This is a genomic window from Amycolatopsis sp. NPDC104863 (assembly GCF_055582965.1).
In genome coordinates this window covers 370997-394422 of sequence record NZ_JBVJOW010000001.1, presented here as the reverse complement: position 1 = coordinate 394422, position 23426 = coordinate 370997, and the positions used below count along the sequence as shown (strand labels likewise).

Here is a 23426-nt window from a genome sequence, read left to right as displayed (position 1 = left end):
TTCTGGTGTCGGGAGCGCGGTTGTGGGGTGGTGGGTTGGTTTTGTTGTTGGTGGGGGGGGGGGGGCGACGCTGGCTGGGGGGAAGAGGGGGGCCGGCCCCCCCCCCCCCCCCCCCCCCCCCCCGCCGTGGGGGTTCGGGGTGCTGGCGGTGGTCGCGATCGGCGTCGGCCTGCTGACCACGCCGGCTTGACAGGCGCGCTCACGCCGTCTATAAAACCATCTGGTTACAAAACCGGAAGGTTATGAATGAGCAGCACACTGGACGCGACGTTCGCGGCCCTCGCGGACCCCACCCGGCGGGCGATCCTCGCCCGCCTGGCGACCGGCGACGCCACCGTCACCGAGCTGGCCGTGCCGTTCGCGATGAGCCAGCCCGCGGTGTCGAAGCACCTGCGGGTGCTCGAACGCGCGGGGCTGGTGAAACGCGGCCGGGACGCCCAGCGGCGGCCGTGCCATCTGGTGGCGGAACCGCTCAAGGCGGCCACGGCCTGGCTGGCCGACTACCGCGACTACTGGGAGGCCAGCTACCGGCAGCTCGACGACCTGCTGAAGGACCTGCAGCCGTGACCGCCCCGCACCGGGGACTGGAGGTCACCGAGGCCGGCGCGACCGGCCTGGTGCTCACCCGCGCCTTCGCCGCTCCCGCCGACCTCGTCTTCGCGGCCCTCACCCGGCCGGAGCTGCTGCGCCGCTGGCACGGCGCCCGCGGCTGGCGGCTGACCGGCTGCGAGGTCGACCTGCGGCCGGGGGGCGCCTGGCGGTTCGTCTCCCACGGGCCCGACGGCGCGGAAATGGAGATGTACGGCGTTTTCCGCGAGGTCGCGCCGCCCGTCCGGCTCGTGCAGACCGAGATCCACCGCGGCTGGCCCGAAGGCGCCGCGGAAGTCACCACCGTGCTGGCCGAAGCCGGCGGCCGCACGACCATGACCGTCACCGTGCAGTACCCGTCACCGGAAATCCGCGACCAGGTGGTGCTCAGCCCGATGCGCCGCGGCGCCGGTGAGTCCTACGACCGCCTTGCCACCCTCCTCGATCACGAGAAACGAGACCCGTCATGAACGAACCCGTCACCGAAGTCCCCGCCGACCCGAGCGCGATCGCCAAGGATCCCGGCAACCCGCCGGTGCTCCCCGGCGCGTTCCTGCTGGAGCTCGTCCCCGTGCCGGTCACCGACATCGACCGCGCCATCACGTTTTACCGGGACAGCCTCGGTTTCACCCTGGACGTCGACGTCCGCCCGGCGGACGGCGTGCGCATCGTCCAGCTGACCCCGACCGGCTCGGCCTGCTCGATCTCCCTCACCGAAGGGGTGCAGCCCCTGGCCCTGCCGCCGGGTTCGATGCGCGGCCTGCACCTGGTGGTCGCCGACATCGAAAAGGCCCGCGCCGAGCTGGTCGAGCGCGGCGTCGAGGCCGGCCCGGTCGAGGACATGGGCGGCGTGTTCTACGTCTACTTCGCCGACCCGGACGGCAACACGTGGTGCCTGCAGCACATGCCGTGGCGGTGACGGAGCCGGTCAGCCGCCGACGTGGATGCCCGGCCTGCGGGCCGGGTCCGTCTCGCTCGTGCGGAGGATCTCCCGGACCACCGGGGCCGTGTCACCGCGGCCCAGGATCAAATACCGGAACAAGTGCCCCAGCGGGTTTCCCTCCGACCACTCGAAGTGGCACTGCGGCAGCACCCCCGTCGCGTCGCGCAGGGCCAGGAGCACCGCCGCGATGGCGTTCGGGGCCGCCGGGCTCTGGGCGCGCAGGATGCGGTAGCCGTCGACCTCGACGCCGCGGACCTGGAGGACGTTGCTGAACTCCGAGGGGTCGACCACGTCGATCTCGAGGAACAGCACGTCCGCCGTGCCGGGCAACGGGTTCATCGCGCGCTGCTCGGCTTCCTTCGCCGTGTACTCCGCGAGGTCGCCGCCCTGGCGCTTGTTCGCGATGATGTGCAGGGCGCCGTCGTTGGCCAGGGAATCGGTGACGAACCGGCGGGCCGTCTCGTCGAACTCGATGCGCTCGGCGCGCAGCTCGGTCGTGCGGGACACCCGGGAAACCAGGGACACCACGATGATGCCGAGGATGAACAGCGCCGAGATGGCCAGGCCGTCCGGCTTCTCGATGACGTTTTCGACCAGTGCGTAGAGCAACACCAGCGTCAGCACGGCGAACCCGATCGCCGCGCCGCGCTGCTTGTGGCGGATCCCGGAGATCGTCACCGCGACCGCGCCGGACACCATCATCGCGAGGATCCCGGTCGCGTACGCGCCGGCCTGGGCGTTGACGTCCGCGCCGAACGCGATCGTGATCAGGACGCTGATCACCGTGTAGACCAGCACCACCGGCCGGACCGCGCGGCCCCACTCCGGCGCCATCCCGTACGAGGGCAGGTAACGCGGCACGATGTTGATCAGCCCGGCCATCGCCGACGCGCCCGCGAACCACAGGATCAGCACACTGCTCACGTCGTAGACCGTGCCGAACGCCTCGCCCAGCTCCTGGTGCGCGAGGTAGGCCATCGCGCGCCCGTTCGCCTCGCCGCCTTCCTTGAACTTCTCGGCCGGGATCAGCACGGTGGTGATGAAGCTCGTCGCGATCAGGTACACCGACATGATCAGCGCCGCGAGCGTCAGCAGCTTGCGGGTGTTGCGGATCCGCGACTCGAGCCGCTCCTCGTCCGTCTTCCCCTCGGCCGCCACCAGCGGCATCATGCTGACGCCGGTCTCGAAGCCCGACATCCCCAGCACGAGCGCCGGGAACGCGATCACGGCCGGGCCGATGATCCCGGTGAAGCCGCCGCCGTTCGAGGTGAGCGCGTCCGTCCAGCGGGACAGCGCCGCGCCGTCGGAGAAGAGGTCGATGCCGCTCACGATCACCACGGCCGCGTTGAGCAGCAGGAAGATTGCCACGAGCGGGATCGCGACGCCGACGGCCTCGCTGAAGCCGAGCAGGAAGACCCCGCCGAGGATGAGCAGCAGCACGACCGTGATCAGCACGGCGTGCCCGTGGAGGAAGCCCGGCAGGTACGGGTTCTCCAGCAGGTGCACCGACGCGTCCGCCGAGGACAGCGTGATCGTGATGATCCACGACGTCGCGACGAACCCGAGCAGCACCAGGACGAAGATCTTGCCGCGCCAGAACGGCAGCAGGTCCTCCAGCATCGCTACCGACCCCTGGCCGCGCGGGCTCTCCCGGGCGACCCGCCGGTACATCGGCAGCATGCCCAGCAGGGTCAGGGCGACGATCAGCAGCGTCGCCAGCGGGGACAGGGCGCCGGCCGCGAGCGCGGCGATGCCCGGGAGGTAGGACAGGGTCGAGAAGTAGTCGACGCCGGTCAGGCACATGACCTTCCACCAGGCCTGCGGCTTCCCGTGGTCCTCGGCGGCCTCCGGCCCCGCGGGCGCCACCCGCTGCGCCAGCAGCCACCGCATCGCCGGGCCGGACGGCGGCCTCGGGGTCACGGGGCTGTCGACGACGTCCGGAACCGCGAACTCAGGTGTGGTGCTCAAGCTTCGACTCCCCGATCGACGGCGTGCTGCACTCCCGGCCGCCCACAATGCCCGATCCACATCGGACCGGCACACCCGGCCCCGGCCAGGGCCGGCCCGCGCGCGATCCGCAGCGCCACCTGCAGGATCGGCGCCGGGGACCACGCGCCGATCGGCCCGCGGCTTCAGGTCCAGGAAGTCCCCACGACGAAGTCCTCGAACATCCCGGCCGGCCGGCCGAGGGCGCGCTCGACGCCGTCCCCGACCTCGGCGCCCCGGCCGGCGCGCAGGTCCGCCAGCAGCCCGGTGAGCAGGCGCGCCACCGTTTCCGGGACGCCGTGGGCGATCTGGCGCCCGACGAACACCTCGGGGTCGACGTCCGCGTACTCGATCTTCCGCCCGGCCGCCCGCGCGATCAGCGCGACCGCTTCGCCGAAACCGACCGCCCGCGGGCCGGTCAGCTCGTACACCTCACCGTCGTGGCGGTCGGTCGTCAGCGCCGCCGCGGCGACCTCCGCGATGTCTTCGGCGTCGACGAACGGCGCGCGCCCGGCGCCGGTCGGCAGGGTCAGGACGCCGTCGCGGATTCCGGGCGCCCACGGGCCTTCGCTGAAGTTCTGTGCGAACCAGTTCGGGCGCAGGATGGTCCAGCCGGCCCCCGAGTCCCGGACGGCCTGCTCGGCGGCGTGCAGCGGATGACCCTCCTCGCCGGCGCGCGGGGCGGACAGCAGCACCAGCCGCCGCGCGCCCGCCGCCACCGCCTCGGTGACGAACCGCGGGAGGCGCGGCCCGGCCCGCAGGTCGGGTTCCACGAGGTAGACGGCCGTGACGCCGGACAGCACCGGCGCCCAGCCGGCGGGGTCGCCGAGGTCGAACCCGTGGGCGCGCGACGCGATCCGGGCGTGGTCGACGCGACGGGCGAGACGGCGGCCGGTCTTGCCGGTGCCGCCGAGGATCAGGATGGTCATGCCGTCAGCCAACCGTGGCCGCGCAAGACGATCCATGGGAGAAAGTCGATGGTTCCTTTGTCATCGTCTATCGTCGCGCCATGGACGTCCTGAGCGACCTGCTCCACCGGGCCCACGCCACGGACGCGCTGGTCCGGCAGCTGGTCCAGCGGCCGCCGTGGTCGCTCACCTTCACCGACGCCCCGCCGCTCACGCTGGTCGCCACCCTCGACGGGGACGCGTCGGTGCGCGTCGGCGACACCACGCCCGTCCGCCTGGCCGCCGGGGACATCGCGCTGGTCAGCGTGCGTGGTTACACGATCGCCGACGACCCGGCCACGCCGGCGCAGCACGTCATCCGGGGTGCGAAGAAGCACCTCGTCGCCGGGGCGAAGGCGCTGGAACGTCAGGCGCCGCGCACCTACGGCGACGGCTCGCCCGGCGCCACGACCCTGGTGCGGGCCGCCTACGAACTCCGTGGTGTGGTCGCCGGGCGGCTCCTGGAGATGCTGCCGTCGCTGGCCGTCGTCCCCGCCGGGCCGCGGACGCGCGCGGCCCTTTCCCTGCTCTCCGCCGAGGTCGCCCGCGACGAACCGGGCCAGGACGCGGTGGTGCGCCGCCTGCTGGACCTCCTGCTCGTCCTCGCTCTCCGGGCCTGGTGCGCCTCGGCGGAAACGCCGCCGGCCTGGTACCGCGCGCTGGACGACGCCGGGGTCGGCGAAGCCCTGCGCCTGCTACACGCCGAACCCGGCCACCGGTGGACGGTCGCGACGCTGGCCGCCCGCGCGGGGTTGTCCCGTGCCGCGTTCGCCGCGCGCTTCGCGCACCTCGTCGGCGAGCCGCCGCTGACCTACCTCACCGGCTGGCGGATGACGCTGGCCGCGGATCTGTTGCGCGACACCGAAGACACCGTCGCCGCCGTGGCGAAGGCCGTCGGCTACGAAGACCCGTTCGCCTTCAGCGTGGCGTTCAAGCGCGTCCGCGGCGCCAGCCCGTCGGACTGGCGCCGCGGCCGGGAAGCCGTCAGTTCGTGAGCGTCGCCGGGTCGCTGGTGCTCGGCCGGCCCGTCTCGACGTGCCCGGCGAGCCGGCGCAGGAACTTCGGGTCGTGGTCCGACACCACCGTGACGTCGTACCAGTGGTTGTTGCGCCGGGTGTCCACGGTCTCGACGACGCGCGCGCCCGGCCGCAGCAGCCGGGTCGACGACCGCCGGCCGTACGCGTCCTTCACCGTCAGCCGCACCGGGGTGGTGCCGCCGTTGGTCAGGACCAGCGTGAGGTCGTCGTCGTCGCAGCGGACGCTCACCTCGGGCCCGGCGGTCGTGCCGCGGAACTGCCGCAGGAAGCCGTTCGGGCCGTGCGCGGTGACGTCGTACCCACCGGCCGCGGGCAGCTTGGCCGCCAGCGACCGCCCGGCGCCGGCGGTGTAGGTCCGCGGGTCGGCCGCGGGCGAGGTGACGTTGAACGTCGCGCCCGCGCGGCCGTGGTTGGCGAAGGTCACCGTCAGGTTCCCGCCGTCGACACGGGCGTCGGCCGCCAGGTCGTAGGGCAGCGCCCGCGCCGGCCGCAGCCCGCGCTCTTGCTTCGGCAGCACACTCCTGGCCGGGACCGCGGGCACGTAGTCCGGGTGCCGCTCGCGGTCCGGCGGCTCGTACGCCGCGGTGTCCGGCAGCGCCGGCACCCTCGTGTCGGTGCGCTCGAAGTCGAACGCCGAGGTCAGGTCGCCGCACACCGAGCGCCGCCACGCCGAGATGTTCGGCTCGTGCACCCCGAAGCGCCGCTCGACGAACCGGATGATCGAGGTGTGGTCGAACGTCTCCGAGCAGACGAAGCCGCCCTTGCTCCACGGCGACACCACGAGCATCGGGACGCGCTGGCCGAGCCCGTACGGGCCGGCCTGCTGCGCCGTCCCGGTGTAGATCTCCCCCGTGGTGTCCACGGTGGACTGACCGGCCGACGCGTACGGCGGCAGCACGTGGTCGAAGAAGCCGTCGTTCTCGTCGTAGGTGATGAAGACCGCGGTCTTGCCCCACACCTCGGGGTTCGACGTCAGCGCGTCGAGCACCTGCGCGATGTACCAGGCGCCGTAGTTCACCGGCCAGTTCGGGTGCTCGCAGAACGCCTCCGGCGCCGCGATCCACGACACCTGCGGCAGCTTCCCGGCCTTGACGTCGGCGCGGAGGTGGTCGAAGTACCCGTCGCCCGCCTTCGCGTTCGTGCCGGTGCGGGCCTTGTCGTAGAGCGGGTCGCCGGGCTTGGCGTTGCGGTAGGAGTTGAAGTACAGCAACGAGTTGTCGCCGTAGTTGCCCCGGTAGGCGTCGTCGATCCAGCCCCAGCCCCCGGCGGCGTCGAGGCCGTCGCCGACGTCCTGGTAGATCTTCCACGACACCCCGGCCTTCTCCAGGCGCTCGGGGTAGGTCGTCCAGGAGTAGCCCTTCTCGTCGTTGCCGAGGACCGGCCCGCCGCCGGAGCCGTCGTTGCCCGTGTACCCGGTCCACATGTAGTAGCGGTTCGGGTCGGTCGAGCCCATGAACGAGCAGTGGTAGGCGTCGCAGATGGTGAACGCGTCGGCCAGCGCGTAGTGGAACGGGATGTCCTCGCGCGTCAGGTACGCCATGGTGGTCGAGCCCTTCGCGGGCACCCACTTGTCGTACCGGCCCTGGTTCCACGCCGCGTGCGTGTCGTTCCAGCCGTGCGGGAGGTCCTGGATGAACTGCAGGCCCAGGTTGTCCGCTTCGGGGCGGAACGGCAGGATGTCGCGCGTTCCGTCCGACTGCGCCCACACCGGCTTGCCCGACGCGAGCGCGGCCGGGCGCGGGTCGCCGAAGCCGCGCACCCCGCGCAGCGTGCCGAAGTAGTGGTCGAACGACCGGTTCTCCTGCATGAGCACCACGACGTGCTCGATGTCCCGCAGCGTCCCGGTGCGGCGGAGCGCGGGGAGCTCCGCCGCGCGGGCGATGCTGGTGGACAGCGCGGAAAGGGCAGCGGTGCCGCCGGCCAGCTGCAGGAAACGTCGGCGGTTGACGTCCGTCATGGGGACTCCGGGGTTGTCGTGGTGGGAAGCCGGGCCAGTATGGGTCGCTGATCGAGAACCGTTGCCGGGCCCGAGGCTAACGCCGGGCGAAACCCTGGTAAACGGCTGAAGGTCGGGCCCCTACGGCCGATGGCTGGTGTGGGTGAACTCGACGGTGCCGAGCATGGAGTCCCCGGACGTCCCGTTCGTCCGCTTCCGGCCGAACACCAGCACCTTCGCGGGCTCGACGGCGAACACCGCGGAGCCGTGGCCCGACTGGCTGAACCCTTCGTCGGTCACGTCGTAGCGCCAGCTGCCGTCCCATTTGGACAGCCACGCCGCGGCGAGCCGCTCCAGCTTCGACCGGTCGGTGACCCGCCGGGCCTCCCCCTCGACCACGACGTCGAGGGCGTCGTCCCAGGCGTCGCGGCCCGTGGTCAGCACGACGTGGGGGTTCGCGGTCAGGTTGAGGTACTTCTGCTCGGTCGCCCCTGTGCTGAAGTGGACGGCGCCGTCGAGCCACACCGCGACCAGCGGCGTGACGTGCGGGCGGCCGTCGGCGCGCACCGTCGTGAGCCAGCTGATCTGCGCCGCTTCCAGCACGTTCACCGTTTCGGCCCAGCCGATGGCCTCGGTGCCGGGGTCGCTGAACCGTTCGTCGAGCCGGGTCTGCATGGTCACTCCGATCGTCGGTTGCCCACGGATGCGGCGTAGGCGGCTTCCAGGCGCGCCGCGACGGTGGGCCCGTCCGGTGCCGTCGCGCGGCGCGCCTGCGGTCCGAGGTGGGTTTCGCGCAGTTCGTCCATGAAGGCCTCCCACAGCGGCGGGCCGCCGTCGGTGAGGACCGCGGCGCGCGCCGCGTAGGCATCGGCGACCGGCAGGTGCCGGACGCCCCACGCGCTGAGCTGCACCAGCACCGGCACCAGCTCGACGGCCCGCTCGGTCAGGCTGTAGGTGACCTTCTGCTTGTGCGAAGGATCGCCCGCCCGGGTGAGCAGCCCGGTTTCGACGAGCACGGCCAGCCGGTCGGCCAGCACGTTCGACGAGATCCGCTCTTCGCCACCGAGCAGCTCGCGGAAGTGCCGGGCCCCGCCGAACACAATGTCGCGCAGCACGAGCAGGGTCCACCGGTCACCGAAGATCTCGAGCGACAGGTTGATCGGGCACGCCGACCGGGAGTCCTTCCGCACCGCTTCCACCTCACAACTGGTTGCATTGCCGCACCAGTATGAGGCCGTGTCGGACCGCTCGCAAATCGAGAGCGGTTTCAGCCGGGCACGCTGCCGGCGTCGAGGCTGAGCAGCGAGAGCCGGGCGAGCCCGCGGACGTACCGGCTCGCCCGCAGGTCACCGGGCATGACCAGGGTGGGCCGCGGCAGGTCCTCGCCGTTGTAGCGGGTCGCCAGCAGGGCCGCGCAGTGGCCGAACTCGGGGTCGATCTCCGCCAGGGACAACACCACCTGGAAGCCGTCTTCGGACACCGCCAGGACCACGACGGTCAGCCCGGACATCTTGTGCTTCGGGTCCAGCGGGAGCGGGCCCTCGCTGAGCACGTCGTAGAGGTGCACACCCTGCACCTCGTGCCGTTCGCGCCGGCGGCGGGTGACGTACTCGACGTCGAGCCGGACCCGCGACCGCTCGCGCAGCTCGCCGACGTCGATCAGCCGCGACGCGCACCCGGTGCCCGTGACGAGCAGCCGGCCCGACGGCGGGGTGCGCCGCTCCGGGGCGGGAACGGGCGTTTGCATCGTTCCACGCTAGGTCGGCCCCGGAGCCGCGCACATCCTCCGATCAGGCACAGCTTGGTCGCGAATACGGCACGATCAGCCGGGAAACGCCGCAGAAGCGGCGGTTTGGCGCGGGATCAGCGCGCGACGGAGTAGGACTGCGCGCCGGTGCCGGCCAGCTTCCCGCCGTCGACGATGAGGTACTCGTCCCGGATCGGGGTGCCGGCCAGCCACGCCTCGAGGATCTCCCGGGTCCCGGCGGCGTAGCGCGCCTGGGCCGAGAGCGAGCTGCCCGAGATGTGCGGGGTCATGCCGTGGTGGGGCATCGTCCGCCACGGGTGGTCGGCCGGCGCGGGCTGCGGGAACCAGACGTCGCCGGCGTACCCGGCCAGCTGCCCGCTCTCCAGGGCCCGCACGATCGCGTCGCGGTCGGCGATGCGCGCCCGCGCGGTGTTGATCAGGTACGCGCCCCGCTTCATCGTCGCGAGCAGCTCGTCCCCGAAGAGCCCTTCGGTCTCCGGGTGCAGCGGCGCGTTGATCGTCACGACGTCGCAGACCGGCACCAGGTCCGCCGCGCTGGGGTGGAAGGTCAGGCCCAGCTCGCGCTCGAGCGCCGCGGGCAGCCGGTTCCGGTCGGTGTAGTGCAGGTGCACGCCGAACGGCGCGAGCCGCCGCAGCACCGCCGTGCCGATCCGGCCGGCCGCCACCGTGCCGACGTGCATGCCCTCGAGGTCGTAGGAGCGGGAAACGCAGTCGGCGATGTTCCAGCCGCCGTCGAGCACGACCTGGTGGGCAGGCAGGTAGTTGCGGACCAGCGCGAGAATCGACATGACGACGTGCTCGGCGACGCTGATGCTGTTGCTGTAGGTCACCTCCGCGACGGTCACCCCGTGCTCGATCGCCGCGTCCAGGTCGACGTGGTCCGAACCGATGCCCGCGGTGATCGCCAGCTTGAGGTTCTTCGCACGGGCGAGCCGCTCGGCGGTGAGGTAGGCGGGCCAGAACGGCTGGGAGATCACGACGTCGGCGTCGGCCAGCTCGCGGTCGAAGACCGAGCCGGGGTCGTCCTTGTCCGAGGTGACGACCAGGGTGTGCCCGGCCGCCTCGAGGAACCGGCGCAGGCCCAGCTCGCCGGACACACTGCCGAGCAGCGCGCCGGGGGTGAAGTCGAGGCCGGCCGGCGACGGCAGCGTCTGGCCGCCGGGGTACCCGTCGAGCCGGGGAAGATCGTCACGCGCGTAGGCCTGCGGCGGGCCGCCGGCCGGGTCGTCGTACAGCACGCACAGCACCTTTGCCATGTCGGACTCCCGGATCTGCTGGTGTGGAAGGGATGTCCCGACCTTCCTCGCCCGCGGGCCACCCGGTCAAAGCGAAAGTTCCTATCCCGACATAGCCCGCGCCTATCCCGCGTGCTCCCGCAGGATCCGGTCGAGCTCACCCCGCACGTCCACCTCGGCGGCGAGGTCCAGCAGCGCCCGCGCCAGGATCGGCTCGGGGTCGTGGTCGGCGGTCACCAGCCCGATCTGCGGCGCCGGCCCGGTCGTCTCCATCGGGACCACCCGCATACCGGCCGGGGTCCGGAACATGTGCAGCCACGCGTGCGCGATCACGCTCGACCACCGGTGCGTCGCGACGTGGGCGTACAGCGCCGACACGGTGTCCGTCTCGATCTTCGGCACCGCGACCGCGCCGGCCGCGGCGAACAGCCCGTCCAGCACGCGCCGGTTCCGCATCCGCGGGGTGAGCAGGCACAGCGGCAGCGCGGCGACCTCCGCCCAGCCCACCGACGCCCGCCCGGCCAGCACGCCGTCCTCGGGGGTCAGCAGCAGGTAGCGCTCCTCGTACAGCGGCCGCACCCGGACGTTCCCGAGCTCGTCGTCGTCCACATAGGTCATCGCGATGTCCAGTTCGAACTCCGCGAGCCGGCGCGTGATCTCCCGTGAGGACAACGACTCCAGCGAAACGCGCGTGCGCGGGTGCCGTTCGCAGAACGGCGTCGTCAGCAGCGACGCGGCAGTCAGCGCGGTCGGGATCGCGCCGATGCGCAGCACGCCGGAGAGGCTCTCGCGCATGATCGAGAGGTCCTGCCGCAGCGCGTCGCACTCGGCGAGGATGCGGTGCGCCCACGCCAGCACCCGCTCCCCCTCCGGCGTGAACCCGGCGAAGCGGCGGCTCCGCAGCACGATCGGGACGCCGAGCTCCCGCTCGAGCTTCCGGATCGCGGCCGACAGCGACGGCTGCGAGACGTGGCACGCGGCGGCCGCCCGGGCGAAGTGCCGTTCCTTGGCCAGCGCGACCAGGTACTCCAGCTGACGCAACAACATGCTTCAGTATGGCCGGGTTCCCGGCCGGTTCAGCCGGTGGCGAGCGAGATCTCCGTCGACTTGACCAGCGCGACCACCGGGGAGCCGTCCTCGAGGCCCAGGTCCGCGACGGCTTCCCGGGTGATCGAGGCGGTCAGCTCCCCGCCGTCGACGGCCACCTTCACCGTGGCCATCGCCCCGCCGGTGGTGACGCCGGTGACCCGGCCGGGCAGCTGGTTGCGGATGCTGATGCCCTCGACCGGCCCGGTGGCCAGCGACACCTCGGTCGCCTTGACCAGCACGCGCACGGCCGATCCTTCGGCGAGGCCGAGATCTTCGACGGCCTCCCGGGTGACGGCGGCCGTCACCTCCTGCCCGCCGGACAGGCGTGTCTTGACCGTCGCCATCACCTCGCCCGTCGTGACGGCGGAGACCGTCCCGGCGAGCTGGTTGCGGATGCTCAGACCCATGGCCGGGACTGTAGCCGGGCGCGGGCATCGGCGCAGCTCAGAGCCGGGAGACCTGGTGGTGCCCGACGTGCGGCACGACACCGGGTGCACGGTGGTCGCGGGCCGGTCGATGAAGCCGAAGACGACCCGCGCGTCACCGAGGACGACGTCGTCGGCCGGCCGCCGGATTTCCACGATGGTGTAGTCGGCGGTCATGCCAAGCGGTTGGGAGCCGTAGTACTCGGCGAGTCCTCGCGGCCGACGCTGTAGGGGTGCAGGCCCTGGAAGATCGCGTCTTCGGTGAAGAGCCCGGCGACGCGTCCGGGCTCGTGGGCCTCGACCGCCGACTTCCAGCCGTCCAGCACGGTGGTGAGGATTTCCCGTTCGGTGCTCATGCCGTTCCTGTGCCGCGGTGGTTCGTTCTGAGGCGCGGCCTCCCACCGGACCGGACGGTCAGCGTGCGGCCAGCACCACCAGATCGCGGCCCGCTTTCTTGCCCGCGTACAAAGCGTTGTCCGCCGCGCGGATCAGATCGTCCAAACCGGACTCCGCCGGGCCCGGGTACAGCGCCGCGCCGATCGTCGCCGACAGTTCCACCAGGTCGCCCGAAGGCGCGGTGATGCGCAGGGCCCGGATGCGGCCGCGGATGCGCTCGGCGATCGTGCGGGCCTCGTCCTGGTCGACCCCCGGGAGGAGGACCGCGAACTCCTCGCCGCCGTAGCGGCCGACCGCGTCGCCGCGGCGGACCGTCTTCGTGAGGACCGTCGCCACCTCCGCCAGGACGTCGTCGCCGACCAGGTGGCCGTGGGTGTCGTTGATGCGCTTGAACCAGTCGAGGTCGATCATCAGCACCCCGACCCGGCCGGCCGTGGCGCGGGCGCGCTCGAGCGCCTGCTCGGCCTCGTCGTGCCACGCGATCGCGTTCAGCAGCCCGGTGCGCTGGTCGGTGCGGGCCGCCGTCTTGAACTGGTCGAGCTGGACGCACTGGTGCAGCGCGAAGGTCGGCACGATCATCAGCAGCGCCGCGGGCGGCCACCACAGCAGCGCGAGCGCCACGAACACCCCGAGCGCCAGCTGGCTGACCTCCAGCAGGTTGTCCGAGGCGCTGCCCAGCACCTGCTGCCGGTGCTCGATCGGCACGGTCCACGCGATGACCGTGCCGACGAGCGCGGTGTTCACCGTCCACTGCACCGCCGCCGCGGCGACCACCGCCGCCAGGGCCGCCCAGCCCGGCCGCGCGCCGGCGCTCAGGTGGGCGCCGGTCGGCTCCAGCACCGCGAAGGCCGCCGACGCCGCCAGGGCGAGCGTCGCCGCGGTAAACACCGTGCGGTGCGGTGGCCGGAACGGGTCGAACCGGTTGACCAGCACCCAGCGGTGGCCGTAGATCACCGCCACCAGCGACAGTTCGAGCACCAGCGGCAGCACGAGCACCCCGGCGAAGATCCAGACGCTGCACAGGTCGACGTACGGCGAACCCGCCCGGTCGCGACGGCGGCGCTCGATGACGTGGGACGCCTGCAGGTGCAGCACCGCGGCCGCGGCGAGCCAGCCGGCCGCCGCCCAGTCGTGCGCGGCCGGTAGCGTGCGTGCCGCGAGCACCAGCACGACGAACGCGGCCAGGTCCACCCCGAGGACGAAGGCCCGCACGCGTCCCGGCAGCTCCCAGAGCTTCCACCGCGAGGGCGCCCAGCCCCCGCCGGCGGTCTCGCGTCCGTCCATCGCAGTGCCCCCCGCTCTGCGCCCGTGACCACGTGCTCGCCAACGGTAGTCGCGGGGCGCCCGGATGTCAGCTGTTTCCCCGCGCTGCCACTCATCCGGACGGCTGAGACCATTTCCGGTATCTGCCACTGGAGGAACCGCACGGAAAGGAGCCCACGATGTGTGACAAGGGCTGGTGAAAACTCACGCTTCGGCGGGAAGAGCGGCGGTGATCGCGTCCGGACGGCGACGCGACCAGACCACGGCCGCGGCGAGCGCGACGAGCGCTCCCGCGGTCCCCGCCCACGCGATCGCCGTCGCCGGGCCGACGAGCTGCGCGAGCACCCCGCCGACCACGATCCCGAGCCCCTGGCCGGCGATCATCCCGGTCCGCGCGAACCCGAGCGCCCGCCCGCGCACCCGGGGCGGGGACAGCTGGACGAACGTCGCCCCGGCGGTGACCTGGTACGCCGAGCACACGCCGGAGAGGAACAGCAGCACCAACGCCGTGCCCAGGGCGGGCCGGCCCCAGTACGCGATCAGCGGCGCCGACGTCCCGACCGCGAGCACGCCCAGCGCGCGCACCCGCACCGAACGGGCGACCAGCCGCAGCAGCAACGCCCCGGCGACCGCGCCGGCCGGTTCGGCCGCCAGCAGCACGCCGATCCACGCGCCGCCGACGCCGACCTGCCGCGCGAACGGCACCGCGAGCCCTTCCGGGACCACGGTGAACAACGCCAGCCAGCCCAGCCACACCAGCGTCCAGAGGGTGCGGTCGCGGCGCACGACCACCGCGCCCGCCGCGACCTGCCGCCAGGTGCGCCGCCACCACGACGCCGCGACGACGTCGCCCCGCAGCGGCGGATAAGCGCTCAGGCCGGCGCGGATCAGCACCGCGGAGACGGCGAACGTGGCCGCGTCGATCGCCAGCGCGGTGTGCGCGCCGACGCCGGCGACCACCACGGCCGCCGCCGCGAACCCCAGCACGAGGCACAGCTGCCCGGTGACCTGCTGGACCGCCTGGCCTGCTTCGTACCGGACGCCCAGCAGGTCCGGCAGCACCGCGCCCTGCGCCGCCGAGAACGGCGCTTCGACCAGCTGCACCACCACGAGCAGCGCGGCCATCAGCGGCAACGGCGTCGCGGGCAGCGCCATCACCGCGACGAGCACCGCCCGCGCCGCGTCGCACACCACCATCACGCGCCGGCGCGGGAAACGGTCGGCGAGCCACGACAGCAGCGCCCCGGAGACGAGCGCGGGCAGCATCGACAAGGCGTACGTCGCCGCGCTCAGCGCCGCCGAACCCGTGCGCTGGTAGACCAGGATCGCCAGCGCGACGCGCGCCAGCTGGTCCCCGGCCACCGACAGCAGGCCCGCCAGCCACAGCACGCGGAACTCGCGCACCCCGAAGGCGGACCACGTCCGTTCCGCCATCCCACCCCACCCAGGCTGTCACGGAGAGCGTTACCCAAGCTGCTCACCGTAGCGCCCGGACGCGCCACCCCGCCAGAGGTCACGACCGGCTCACGGCGCGGCGTTGACCAGATCGAGCGCGCTCTGCTGCCGGGCGGCGTCGATCTTGTCCAGCGGCCCGGACCAGCGCAGGCCGTACTGGTCGAGAGCGTTGCGGTCGGCCGAATACGCGCGGTCGGCCTGGCGGCGCAGGTAGGCCGTGTACGGGTGGTCGGCCAATACCGCGTTGAGCGCGGCCAGCCCGCGGACGCCGGCGCCCTTGAACGACGGGCCGTCGGCGCCGCAGTCCCCGCCCTCGCACGGGTCGCGCAGGATGCCGTCCGCGGTGTTGAGCGACGGCGACGTGACGTTGGCGTCGCCGAGGTGGCGCGCGGTCGTCAGCAGCCCGGCGTCGCCGGTCGCCCGGTTCAGCTCGGTCAGCGCGTTGACCAGCACCCCCTGGTTGTACGACCAGACGGTGTCCCCGTTATTCTTGCAGGTGCCGAGATTGACGCCGTCGTTGACGAGCGACGAGCCGTTGACCATGCCGGTGCCCTGGAACCAGCTCCAGCCGCTCTTCGCGCGGTTCAGGTAAGCGCTGTCCCCGCCGATCCGGTTGTGCAGCGCGGCGTTGAGCTGGATGTAGAGGGAGTTGGCGATGGCGTTCTTGTACGTCCGCGCGGTGCTCCACCAGATCCCGCCGCCGCAGGTGCCGTCCCAGTAGGCCGCCATGTGGTCCGCGTCGGCGCGGGCGGTGGTGAGGTACCGGCCGTCCCCGGTGACGTCGTAGGCCAGCACCCAGGCGAGGCCCCACCAGCCGGTGTCGTCGAGGTAGTCGTTGCGGAACTGCCCTAGCGCGGCGGTGATGTTCTTGTCGTAGGTGCGGGCGATGGCGTAGCGGTAGCTGCCCATGCCCGTCACCTGGACGTTGCGGATCACCGCGGTGAGCGCGTTGGCCGAGTTCCACCAGCCGGTGGTGTCGAAGAGCCCGGTTCCGTTGTTGTAGAACATCATCTGGGCGGTGGCCGCGGCCGTCCGCCGCTCCCCCGCGTTCCACGTCGTGCGCGCCCACGCCGTGCACGCGACGTCGGGGCGGTCACCGGCCTTCCCGCACGCCCGCAGCGCGCCGACGCCGGTGTTGTTCCAGTCGTCGACGTTGTACATCAGCGTGCGCCAGCCGCGGTTGCCCGCGGGGATCGCGGTGGCGCCGAGCCGGCTGCCCGAGGCCCACGACCGGCCGCCGTCGAAGGAGCGGTCGAGCCACACCTCGTCGCCCGGGCTGCCGTTCTCGACCGACGCCCAGCCCATCGCGTCGCTGTCGTCGAAGTGCAGCACGAGCGAGCGGCCGAACACCGTCGCCGAAACCGGGTGGCGGTCCCCGGGTGAGTTCGCCGGATCGGCGCTGTCGCAGTACTTGTTGCAGATGGCCGCCGACACGGTCGACGGCTGGGCGGCGGGCGTCGCGGTGCCGGCCAGGCCGAGCAGGGACGCGAAAACGAGCGCAAAACCGGGTGTGGGCATGGCAGATCCTCGGGGGCGGGAGAGGACCGCCCGGGCCCGGCGGGGGACGGTTTTCAGGGTGACGCCGGATGTCGCCGGAAGTCAACAGCTGTCCGGTTTTTGGTCCAGACAACTATGCGGCGACGCCGGAAAGCCTTTTCCGGCGGCCGAGGAGCGCCACGGCGAGGATCCCGGCCAGCACCACGGCGGCGAGCGCGAACATGCCGGCGCCCATGCCGTCGGTGAAGGCGGCACGCGCGGCCGCGGCCAGGGGCGCGCCGGCCGGCCCCGAACCGGCGGCGACCGCGAGCGCGCCCGCGAGCGAGCCGTCGGCGGCCTCCCGCGCGGCCGGCGCGAGCATCTCCGTCGCCGGGGCGACCGAACCGCTGTAGGCGGCCGAAAGCACACTGCCGACCAGCGCGATCCCCAGTGCCGCACCGACTTCGCGCGTCGCGTCGTTGACGGCCGAGGCCACGCCGTACTGGGCCGGCTCGACGTTGTCGAGGATCGCGCTCGTCGCCGCCGGGGCCGTCACGCCGATCCCGGCGCCCAGCACGCACACGGCGACCGCCAGCGCGGGGTAGCCGCTGCCCGCGTCGAGCCGGCCGATCAGCACCATCCCGGCGACCACGACCGCGAGGCCGCCGCGCGTCACCGCCCGCAGCCCGAACCGGCGGACCAGCGGCGCCGAGGCCAGCGACAGCGGGAACAGCGAGACGGCGACGGGCCACAGCGCCAGCCCCGACTCGAGCGCCGAGTAACCCTGCACCAGCTGCAGGTACTGCGCCAGCGCGAAGAACATGCCGAACGCCGCGGTGAACTGCACCGTCACCGACACCGAGCCGGTCGCGAACGCCGCGTTGCCGAACAGCCGGACGTCCAGCAGGGGCGCGTCGGACCGCAGTTCGAACCCCACGAACAGCCCGCCCAGGACGAGACCCGCCGCGAGCGACCCGAGCACCAGGCCGTGACCCCAGCCGAGGTCGGCGACACGCAGGATGCCGAAGACCACCGCGCCGATCGCGAGCGCGCCGAGCACTGCGCCGGTGGTGTCGAACGCCTTCGGGTGGCGGTCGCGGGACGTCGGCACGGTGAGGCTCGCCGCCACGAGGACCACCGACAGCACGGCCGGGGCGAGGAACACCGAGTGCCACGAGAAGTGCTCCAGGAGCACCCCGGCGAGCACGAGCCCGCCCAGCCCGCCGACCCCGGCCACGGCCGCCCAGATGCCGATGGCCCGGCCGCGCCGCTGCGGCGGGAAGCTCGCGTTGATGATCGACAGCGTGGCGGGCATGATCATCGCCGCGCCGAGCCCGGTGACCGCCCGTGCGACGACGAGCCACAGCGACGTCCCGAGGAACACCGGCGCGGCACACCCGGCGGCGAACACGACGAGCCCGGCGACGAGCACCCCGCGGCGCCCGAACCGGTCGCCCAGCGCGCCGGCCGGCAGCACGAGCGCGGCCAGCACGAGGGTGTAGACGTCGACGATCCAGGTCTGCTCGGCCTGGCTCGCGCCGGTGTCGGCGGCGAGCGCGGGCAGGGCGGCGTTCACGATGGTCACCATGGCGATCACCAGGCCGACGGCGGTGCACATCACGCCGACCGTCCACGCCCGGCGGCCGGTGGACACCGCCTCCTCCGTGCGCATGCCCCGACGCTACGTCGGGGTTCCGAGACTCGGGCCGGAGCCGCGTCTCGGTTCCGAACGAAGGTCACCCGATCGTGGCTGCCCGGTAAGGGTGACACTGGAGGGACCGACCGCTTCGCTCGAAGGGACCCCGATGACCGCGTCGTCGACCGACCTGCCGCTCACCCGCCAGCTGAGCGTGCACGAGTTCCTCCTCGCGCGCGGCTGGCAGCTCGACGGGGACGCCGACCCGGCGCAGGTCTGGTTCGCCAACGACCCGCGGGCCGGCTGGCACTACCCCGCGAGCTTCGGCGGGCAGCGCATCAACGACGTCGCCGACACGACGCCGGTCACGCTGCAGGGCTACTTCACGTTCGGCAACGACGGTGACGAGGTGTTCTGCCTGGTGGCGGCGGGGAACCTGCGCGGCAGCGGCTGCCCGGCGCACGACACGCGTGAGCAGTTCTTCCCGCTCACCGCGGCCGGCACGGTCGACCTCGGCCCGATCGCGGCCCTGCTCGACACGCTCGAGCCGCGGGCGCGCGAGCTCGACGCGCGGGCCCTGATCGAGTGCCGGTACTTCGGTCCCTGCGCGCGATAGCCGTGGCCCAGCTCGGAGTCGCACCCCGCCCGGCGGAGGTCACCACCGCCGCACCGGGCGACGACCTCGTCCCCCGGCCGGACGTGGTCATGGACCGCGGGTTCACGCTCGCCGCGCCGCCGGAGCGGGTGTGGCCGTGGTTCGCCCAGCTCGGCAAGAACCGAGCGGGCTGGTACCTGCCGACCTGGGTCGAAGCGCTGCTCCCCCGGCGCCGCCGCGCCCTCCGCCGCCTCGACCCGGCCCTGCAGAACCTCCGGCCGGGCGACGTGATCGACGACTGGGGCGGCCGCGACGCGACGTTCGAGATCGTCGTCCACGACGCCCCGCACACGCTGGTCCACCGCTCGACGAGGGGGCGGCTGGAGCTCAGCTGGGCGATCCACCTGACCGAGGAGAACGGCGCGACGCGTGTCCACCTGCGGTTCCGGTTGAGTGGCGTACGCCGCCGACGCCTCGCCGAGTACGGCGGCGGCTTGGTGGACCTGCTGACCGTCGCGGGGCTCGCCGCGGGGCTGCGGGAACGGGTGTCCTAGGCGGCGCGTGGCACAGTGGTGCGATGGGTGAGCAGACCCGCGCCATCACGGTGACCCGGCTGATCGAGGCGCCCGCCGCGGCGGTCTTCGCCTACCTCGCGAACCCGGCCCACCACCGGGCCTTCGACACCAGCGGCATGGTCCGCGGCGCGGCCGACCCCGGTCCGATCACGCACGTCGGGCAGGTCTTCGTGATGGACATGCACAACCCGATGAAGGGCGAGCACCAGGTCGCCAACCACGTCGTCGCGTTCGAAACCGGCACCACGATCGGTTGGGCCCCGGCCGAGCCGGGACAGCCACCCGCCGGGCACACCTGGATCTGGCACCTCGAGCCGGCCGGCGCGGACGCCACCACCGTCAGCCAGACCTACGACTGGTCGGCGTTCACCCACACCGACATGCTGTCGCACCTGCCGGTCGTCAACCGCGAACAGCTCCAGGAGTCCCTCGGCAAGCTCGCGGCGGAAGTTCAGGCCGCGGGCCGCTCCCGCAGGTAGGCGGCGATCCGCACCCGCAGCGCGCGGACATCAGCCAGGTCGAGCGTGAACGAGCCGGACCGCGGCTCCCCGGGCTCGCGGCACGGGCCGCCGACGAAGACGAAGTCGTCCGCGGGATCGTGGCGGGGCGGCGCCCATACCGGCTCGCCGCTGAGGCCGCGGCGGGCGCTGCGGGTCCACGCCGTCCAGTACGCCGGCAGCTTCATCACCTCGCCGAGCGCCTTCGCGAACGCGGGCAGGTCGGCTTCGCTCAGCGCCAGCCCGCGGCCGGCCCACACCCTCGGCTCGGGGTGGCCTGCGCGCGCGGTGAACGTCACTTCGTCGCCGGACGCGCTGATCGTCCATCGGGGCAGTTCGGTCAAAGTCGGCACGGGTCGCTCCCAAGATCAGCGGCCCCCAGGTGTCCGCACACCTTAGACGATCTTCGCGCGGCCGCAGAACGACGCTAGCGCGCGTCCCACGCCCGCCCGGCCAGCAGGTTGGTCACCCACCGCAGCGCGATCGCGCACTGCACCGCTTCGGTGCCGCGCCGGTGCGCGACGACCACGTCGTCACGCCACAGCACCAGCGCCGTCGCGCCGCCCACGGTCGGGGTGAGCCCGACGACCCAGCGCCGGCCGCCGAGGGTGAGCACCCGCTCGGCCGTCGTCCAGTGCCCGCGGGAGCGGGTGACCGTCCACGCCGACATCCGCGCGAGGTCGGCGACCGACGTCACCGCGCCGGGGCCGTCGGCCGGGCCGGCCGTCCGGACGTTCATCCCGCCACTTTCGCACACCGTGTCGGCGGTGGCCGGGAGATCCGGCCGATCCTCAGCCGCGTCGGCGGGCCGGGCGGGCGCGGCCGCGGACCTTGGGCTCGAACGGGATGTCCGCGAACCGCAGGGTGCCGTGCAGGCCGCGGACCGCGCGGTCCAGCCGCAGCAACGCCACCTGGGACAGCGTGAAGAGCTCGTCGACGTCCCACCGGCGGCCCGCGGCGGCGAGGACGACGGTGCGCGGCGGCTCGGTGATCACCCGGCCGGGTGCGACCTTGGCGGCGAGCTGGGCCAGCGCCTCGGGTTCGTGGGCGAGCGCGTCCGCCGAGACGAGCGCCTGGGTGTAGAGGTGGCTCGCCGCGGTCGCCCGGCCGAGCCACTTGACGTGGATCAGCTCGTTCCCCGGCCCAAGCAGGTCGCACAGCTCGAACCGCGGGTGCAGCGGCGTGGTCGCGAAGTCCCGGTCGAGGCAGTGGTACCCGGGCTCCTCGGCCACCCGGCGGCAGTAGCGGTTCTCGTCGTCGGGCTCGCCGGACGGGGTCCAGGTGACCGGCGGCCACGCGTACCCGCGGGACAGCAGCGCCGTCACCTGCTCGCGCATCTGCCGGACGTAGGTCTCGCCGATCCGGTACCAGCGCCCCTGGTGGAACACGAACCGGGCGTGGTCGATCGTGGTCTCGAAGACCAGCCACCGCGCGACCGGGATCGCGGCGCCCGCCTCCTCCTCGCCGGCGTCGTCGGCGCACGCGACGATCCGGCCGGCGCGGATCGCCCGCACGCGGTCGCCGGTCTCGAGCTCGGCCAGCCGGTCGGTCAGGTGCCCCAGCTCCAGCCGGCCTTCGACGGCGAACGGGCCGCCCGGGCCCAGCCCGCCGACCCGGAACGACCCCGCGTTCTCCGCCTGGTGCACTGCGACAGCGGGCCAGGCGAGCCCGAGGCGGCCGTCGTCGTCCCCGGCGAGGCTTTCCGCCAGCCGGCGCTCCAGGACCGGCACGAGCCGGTCGTGGCGGTCCAGCGGCCGGGTCTGGGCCACGAACCGCAGCGCCGAGTGCGCGTCCGGCCCGTCGACCACCGCGCCGACGGCGTCGAGATCGGCCAGGAACGCCGCGGGGTCCTTGGCCAGCGGCAGCCACACCGCGTTGCCCGCCCGGATGCGGTGCCGGCGGCCGGTGACCCGGCCGTAGGTGAGGTCGGTCAGGTCCGCCGTGCCGGCCAGCCGGTTGACCAGCTCCCCGTAGGGCTCCAGCCGGAACGCCGAAAGGTCGCCGCCGCCGGGGATCGACGTCTGGGTCGCGCGGGCCGAGGGGTCCAGCGCGGCGCTGGCGACCAGGCCGAGGTCGAACGGGTCGAGCCGCCGGATCCCGAACAGCAGGCCGAAACCCTGTTCGACGTGCTCGTCGTTGAGGGTCAGGTGCCCGGCGCCCCAGGTGACGGCGTAGGTCCACGGCGGCCGCGGCACGAGCAGCACCGCGAACGGCAGCTCGGAGGAGAGCGCGAGGTCGGTCCCGGTGAGCGACGCGGCGTGCGGCAGCCACTGCGGGACCTCGGTGCGGAACCGGCCCGCGACCAGCCGGGCGCGGGTGCCGGACAGGTCGACCTCGGTGTCGGTCGTGACCTGGCCGTCCTTCAGCGGCACCAGGAGCTCGTGCTCGCCCGTGCCGCCGTCCAGCCGGAACAGCGAGACGGGCTTGCTCGGGGTGGACGTGGACGCCATGCGATCACCGGCCTGGGCCTGGGGAAAACTGCGTCCCCCCAGAATAGTGCTACCCCGTTCCCGCCCGGTTAAATTCACCTGAACACGCGATTCCCGACCCGGGCGGGTACCCTGGTTCGTGCTTTCATCGTGACATCGTGGCTGGTCAGGCGTCCGGGAGATGATCGGCGAGTAACCGGCGGAAGACCACTGAACAACGCCGGAAAGAATTGTCGAAATGCACTCCAATGGCCGCGTTTCGCGCCCATTCTGCGCTGTTCGGGCGGCGCCGGAAAAAGGGCCGCACGCATCGTGACGAGCAGGGCCGCGCCACCCCGCCGAAACTGGTCCGGTTGGGCCCAGCCCGGTCACTCGGCGGCAGTTCGCGCTGCGCGCGGTACCCCACTACCCTGGGCTGGTCGATTCCCGTCCGGCCCGACACTGGGGGCAGCATGGAGACCGTCCCGATGTTCGCACACGGAGACCGTCTCACCCGTCGGGACCTGGAGCTGATCACCGATGAGCGCCGCCGTTACGAACTGGTGGACGGGACCCTTCTAGTGAGCCCGTCCCCGCGCCCGCTGCACCAGAGGGTGGTCGCGCGGCTGCTCGCCGCGCTCACCCCGGTCTGTCCCGCGGACTGCGAGGTCCTGCCCGCCCCGGTGGACGTCGTCCTCGACGACCACACGGTCCTCATCCCGGACGTCGTCGTGGGCCGGCGCGACACGTTCACCGAACGAGCCCTGGTGGGTGTGCCCGTGCTCGCCGTCGAGGTGGTTTCGCCGTCGAGCCGGCACATCGACCTGCACCTCAAACCCGCCCGGCTGGCCGAAGCCGGGTGCCCGCACTACTGGGTGATCGACCCCGGGGTGCCCAGCCTCAAGTGCTTCCGCCTGGCCGGCGGGAGCTACGAGCTGACCGGCGAAAGCCGTGAGGACGAGCCGCTCGTCCTCACGGAGCCGTACGCGCTGACCCTGCGCGCGGCCGAACTGGTTTCGCCGCACTGATTTCCCGGGCGCCGACGAGGTGACGCGGGGGGGGGGGGGGGGGCCCGCCTTTGGTGGGCGCGGGCGGGGGGGCTCGAACGCCGCGGGGGGGGGGTGGGTTCCGGCTGTCGCAAGGAACCCGACCCCAGCGTCTCTCCGCGTCC

Annotated in this window: 25 protein-coding genes; 8 read left to right on the top strand and 17 right to left on the bottom strand. The window is 73.0% G+C overall.

Annotated elements, in window-relative coordinates; all coding sequences use genetic code 11:
• Nucleotides 1-246: 246 nt before the first annotated feature.
• Genes ACZ63J_RS01815 through ACZ63J_RS01805 form a run of 3 tightly spaced genes read left to right on the top strand, consistent with a single transcriptional unit; the run spans nt 247 to nt 1507 of the window.
• On the top strand, nt 247-567 hold the full coding sequence (locus tag ACZ63J_RS01815) for an ArsR/SmtB family transcription factor (protein ID WP_465407989.1): 321 nt from the start codon (nt 247-249) through the stop codon (nt 565-567).
• Nucleotides 564-1058 carry an SRPBCC family protein gene (locus ACZ63J_RS01810; RefSeq protein WP_465407991.1) on the top strand — a complete coding sequence of 165 codons (495 nt, stop codon included), beginning with the start codon at nt 564-566 and terminating at the stop codon, nt 1056-1058. Before ACZ63J_RS01815 ends, ACZ63J_RS01810 begins: the two co-directional genes overlap by 4 nt.
• Nucleotides 1055-1507, top strand: a complete 453-nt coding sequence (locus ACZ63J_RS01805) for a VOC family protein (protein ID WP_465407993.1) — start codon at nt 1055-1057, stop codon at nt 1505-1507. Before ACZ63J_RS01810 ends, ACZ63J_RS01805 begins: the two co-directional genes overlap by 4 nt.
• A 9-nt stretch (nt 1508-1516) precedes the next feature.
• Here the strand turns inward: ACZ63J_RS01805 and ACZ63J_RS01800 are convergent, their stop codons facing one another.
• Together ACZ63J_RS01800 and ACZ63J_RS01795 are read right to left on the bottom strand one after the other, a co-directional pair.
• Nucleotides 1517-3499, bottom strand: a complete 1983-nt coding sequence (locus ACZ63J_RS01800; protein WP_465407995.1) for an APC family permease — start codon at nt 3497-3499, stop codon at nt 1517-1519.
• Nucleotides 3500-3663: 164 nt separating this feature from the next.
• Nucleotides 3664-4446: an NAD(P)H-binding protein gene (locus ACZ63J_RS01795; protein ID WP_465407997.1), complete on the bottom strand. Its 783-nt coding sequence runs from the start codon at nt 4444-4446 to the stop codon at nt 3664-3666.
• Between the two features lie 80 nt (nt 4447-4526).
• On the opposite strand from ACZ63J_RS01795, the gene ACZ63J_RS01790 reads away from it, so the two are divergent.
• The gene (locus tag ACZ63J_RS01790; RefSeq protein WP_465407999.1) at nt 4527-5459 is read left to right on the top strand and encodes an AraC family transcriptional regulator; all 933 of its coding nucleotides are present in this window, start codon (nt 4527-4529) and stop codon (nt 5457-5459) included.
• On the opposite strand, the gene ACZ63J_RS01785 is transcribed toward ACZ63J_RS01790, so the two are convergent.
• The 12 genes from ACZ63J_RS01785 to ACZ63J_RS01730 all read right to left on the bottom strand — a co-directional run bounded on the left by ACZ63J_RS01785 (nt 5449) and on the right by ACZ63J_RS01730 (nt 18216).
• Entirely contained in the window at nt 5449-7458 is a 2010-nt protein-coding gene (locus ACZ63J_RS01785; protein WP_465408001.1) for a phosphocholine-specific phospholipase C, read from the bottom strand. The genes ACZ63J_RS01790 and ACZ63J_RS01785 overlap by 11 nt on opposite strands.
• Nucleotides 7459-7578: 120 nt before the next feature.
• A complete protein-coding gene (locus ACZ63J_RS01780) occupies nt 7579-8112 on the bottom strand; it encodes a pyridoxamine 5'-phosphate oxidase family protein (protein WP_465408003.1) in 534 nt (177 codons plus the stop codon).
• A 2-nt stretch (nt 8113-8114) separates the two neighbouring features.
• Complete coding sequence (locus ACZ63J_RS01775; RefSeq protein WP_465339194.1) at nt 8115-8627, bottom strand: winged helix-turn-helix transcriptional regulator; 513 nt, start codon at nt 8625-8627, stop codon at nt 8115-8117.
• Nucleotides 8628-8704: 77 nt separating this feature from the next.
• Nucleotides 8705-9184, bottom strand: coding sequence for a molybdopterin-binding protein (locus ACZ63J_RS01770; protein ID WP_465408005.1), 480 nt, complete (start codon nt 9182-9184; stop codon nt 8705-8707).
• Nucleotides 9185-9300: 116 nt separating this feature from the next.
• Nucleotides 9301-10461: an NAD-dependent formate dehydrogenase gene (locus ACZ63J_RS01765; protein WP_465408007.1), complete on the bottom strand. Its 1161-nt coding sequence runs from the start codon at nt 10459-10461 to the stop codon at nt 9301-9303.
• A 102-nt stretch (nt 10462-10563) separates the two neighbouring features.
• Nucleotides 10564-11487, bottom strand: a complete 924-nt coding sequence (locus ACZ63J_RS01760; RefSeq protein ID WP_465339191.1) for a LysR family transcriptional regulator — start codon at nt 11485-11487, stop codon at nt 10564-10566.
• Nucleotides 11488-11516: 29 nt separating this feature from the next.
• A complete protein-coding gene (locus tag ACZ63J_RS01755) occupies nt 11517-12131 on the bottom strand; it encodes a TOBE domain-containing protein (protein WP_465408009.1) in 615 nt (204 codons plus the stop codon).
• Nucleotides 12128-12310: a hypothetical protein gene (locus ACZ63J_RS01750; RefSeq protein ID WP_465408011.1), complete on the bottom strand. Its 183-nt coding sequence runs from the start codon at nt 12308-12310 to the stop codon at nt 12128-12130. The genes ACZ63J_RS01755 and ACZ63J_RS01750 overlap by 4 nt, the downstream gene beginning before the upstream one ends.
• Before the next feature lie 58 nt (nt 12311-12368).
• On the bottom strand, nt 12369-13634 hold the full coding sequence (locus tag ACZ63J_RS01745; protein WP_465408013.1) for a GGDEF domain-containing protein: 1266 nt from the start codon (nt 13632-13634) through the stop codon (nt 12369-12371).
• A gap of 183 nt (nt 13635-13817) precedes the next feature.
• The gene (locus ACZ63J_RS01740; RefSeq protein WP_465408015.1) at nt 13818-15047 is read right to left on the bottom strand and encodes an MFS transporter; all 1230 of its coding nucleotides are present in this window, start codon (nt 15045-15047) and stop codon (nt 13818-13820) included.
• A 90-nt stretch (nt 15048-15137) separates the two neighbouring features.
• Nucleotides 15138-16586 (bottom strand): glycoside hydrolase family 76 protein, encoded by a 1449-nt coding sequence (locus tag ACZ63J_RS01735; RefSeq protein ID WP_465408017.1) that lies wholly within the window; start codon nt 16584-16586, stop codon nt 15138-15140.
• Nucleotides 16587-16698: 112 nt separating this feature from the next.
• Nucleotides 16699-18216 (bottom strand): MFS transporter, encoded by a 1518-nt coding sequence (locus ACZ63J_RS01730; RefSeq protein WP_465408019.1) that lies wholly within the window; start codon nt 18214-18216, stop codon nt 16699-16701.
• 133 nt (nt 18217-18349) lie between these two features.
• Here ACZ63J_RS01730 and ACZ63J_RS01725 point away from each other — a divergent pair, with 133 nt between their 5' ends.
• From ACZ63J_RS01725 to ACZ63J_RS01715, 3 genes are read left to right on the top strand one after another with little or no spacing between them, the layout of a single operon-like run.
• The gene (locus ACZ63J_RS01725; RefSeq protein ID WP_465408021.1) at nt 18350-18796 is read left to right on the top strand and encodes a hypothetical protein; all 447 of its coding nucleotides are present in this window, start codon (nt 18350-18352) and stop codon (nt 18794-18796) included.
• 2 nt (nt 18797-18798) lie between these two features.
• The gene (locus tag ACZ63J_RS01720) at nt 18799-19329 is read left to right on the top strand and encodes a hypothetical protein (RefSeq protein ID WP_465408022.1); all 531 of its coding nucleotides are present in this window, start codon (nt 18799-18801) and stop codon (nt 19327-19329) included.
• A 23-nt stretch (nt 19330-19352) separates the two neighbouring features.
• Nucleotides 19353-19829: an SRPBCC family protein gene (locus ACZ63J_RS01715; RefSeq protein ID WP_465408024.1), complete on the top strand. Its 477-nt coding sequence runs from the start codon at nt 19353-19355 to the stop codon at nt 19827-19829.
• Here ACZ63J_RS01715 and ACZ63J_RS01710 read toward each other — a convergent pair.
• The 3 genes from ACZ63J_RS01710 to ACZ63J_RS01700 all read right to left on the bottom strand — a co-directional run bounded on the left by ACZ63J_RS01710 (nt 19802) and on the right by ACZ63J_RS01700 (nt 22297).
• The gene (locus ACZ63J_RS01710) at nt 19802-20200 is read right to left on the bottom strand and encodes a hypothetical protein (protein WP_465408026.1); all 399 of its coding nucleotides are present in this window, start codon (nt 20198-20200) and stop codon (nt 19802-19804) included. The genes ACZ63J_RS01715 and ACZ63J_RS01710 overlap by 28 nt on opposite strands.
• A 74-nt stretch (nt 20201-20274) precedes the next feature.
• Entirely contained in the window at nt 20275-20586 is a 312-nt protein-coding gene (locus ACZ63J_RS01705; protein WP_465339182.1) for a hypothetical protein, read from the bottom strand.
• Between the two features lie 52 nt (nt 20587-20638).
• A complete protein-coding gene (locus ACZ63J_RS01700) occupies nt 20639-22297 on the bottom strand; it encodes a TIGR04141 family sporadically distributed protein (protein ID WP_465408028.1) in 1659 nt (552 codons plus the stop codon).
• 446 nt (nt 22298-22743) lie between these two features.
• Here ACZ63J_RS01700 and ACZ63J_RS01695 point away from each other — a divergent pair, with 446 nt between their 5' ends.
• Entirely contained in the window at nt 22744-23283 is a 540-nt protein-coding gene (locus tag ACZ63J_RS01695) for a Uma2 family endonuclease (protein WP_465311903.1), read from the top strand.
• Nucleotides 23284-23426 lie beyond the last annotated feature (143 nt).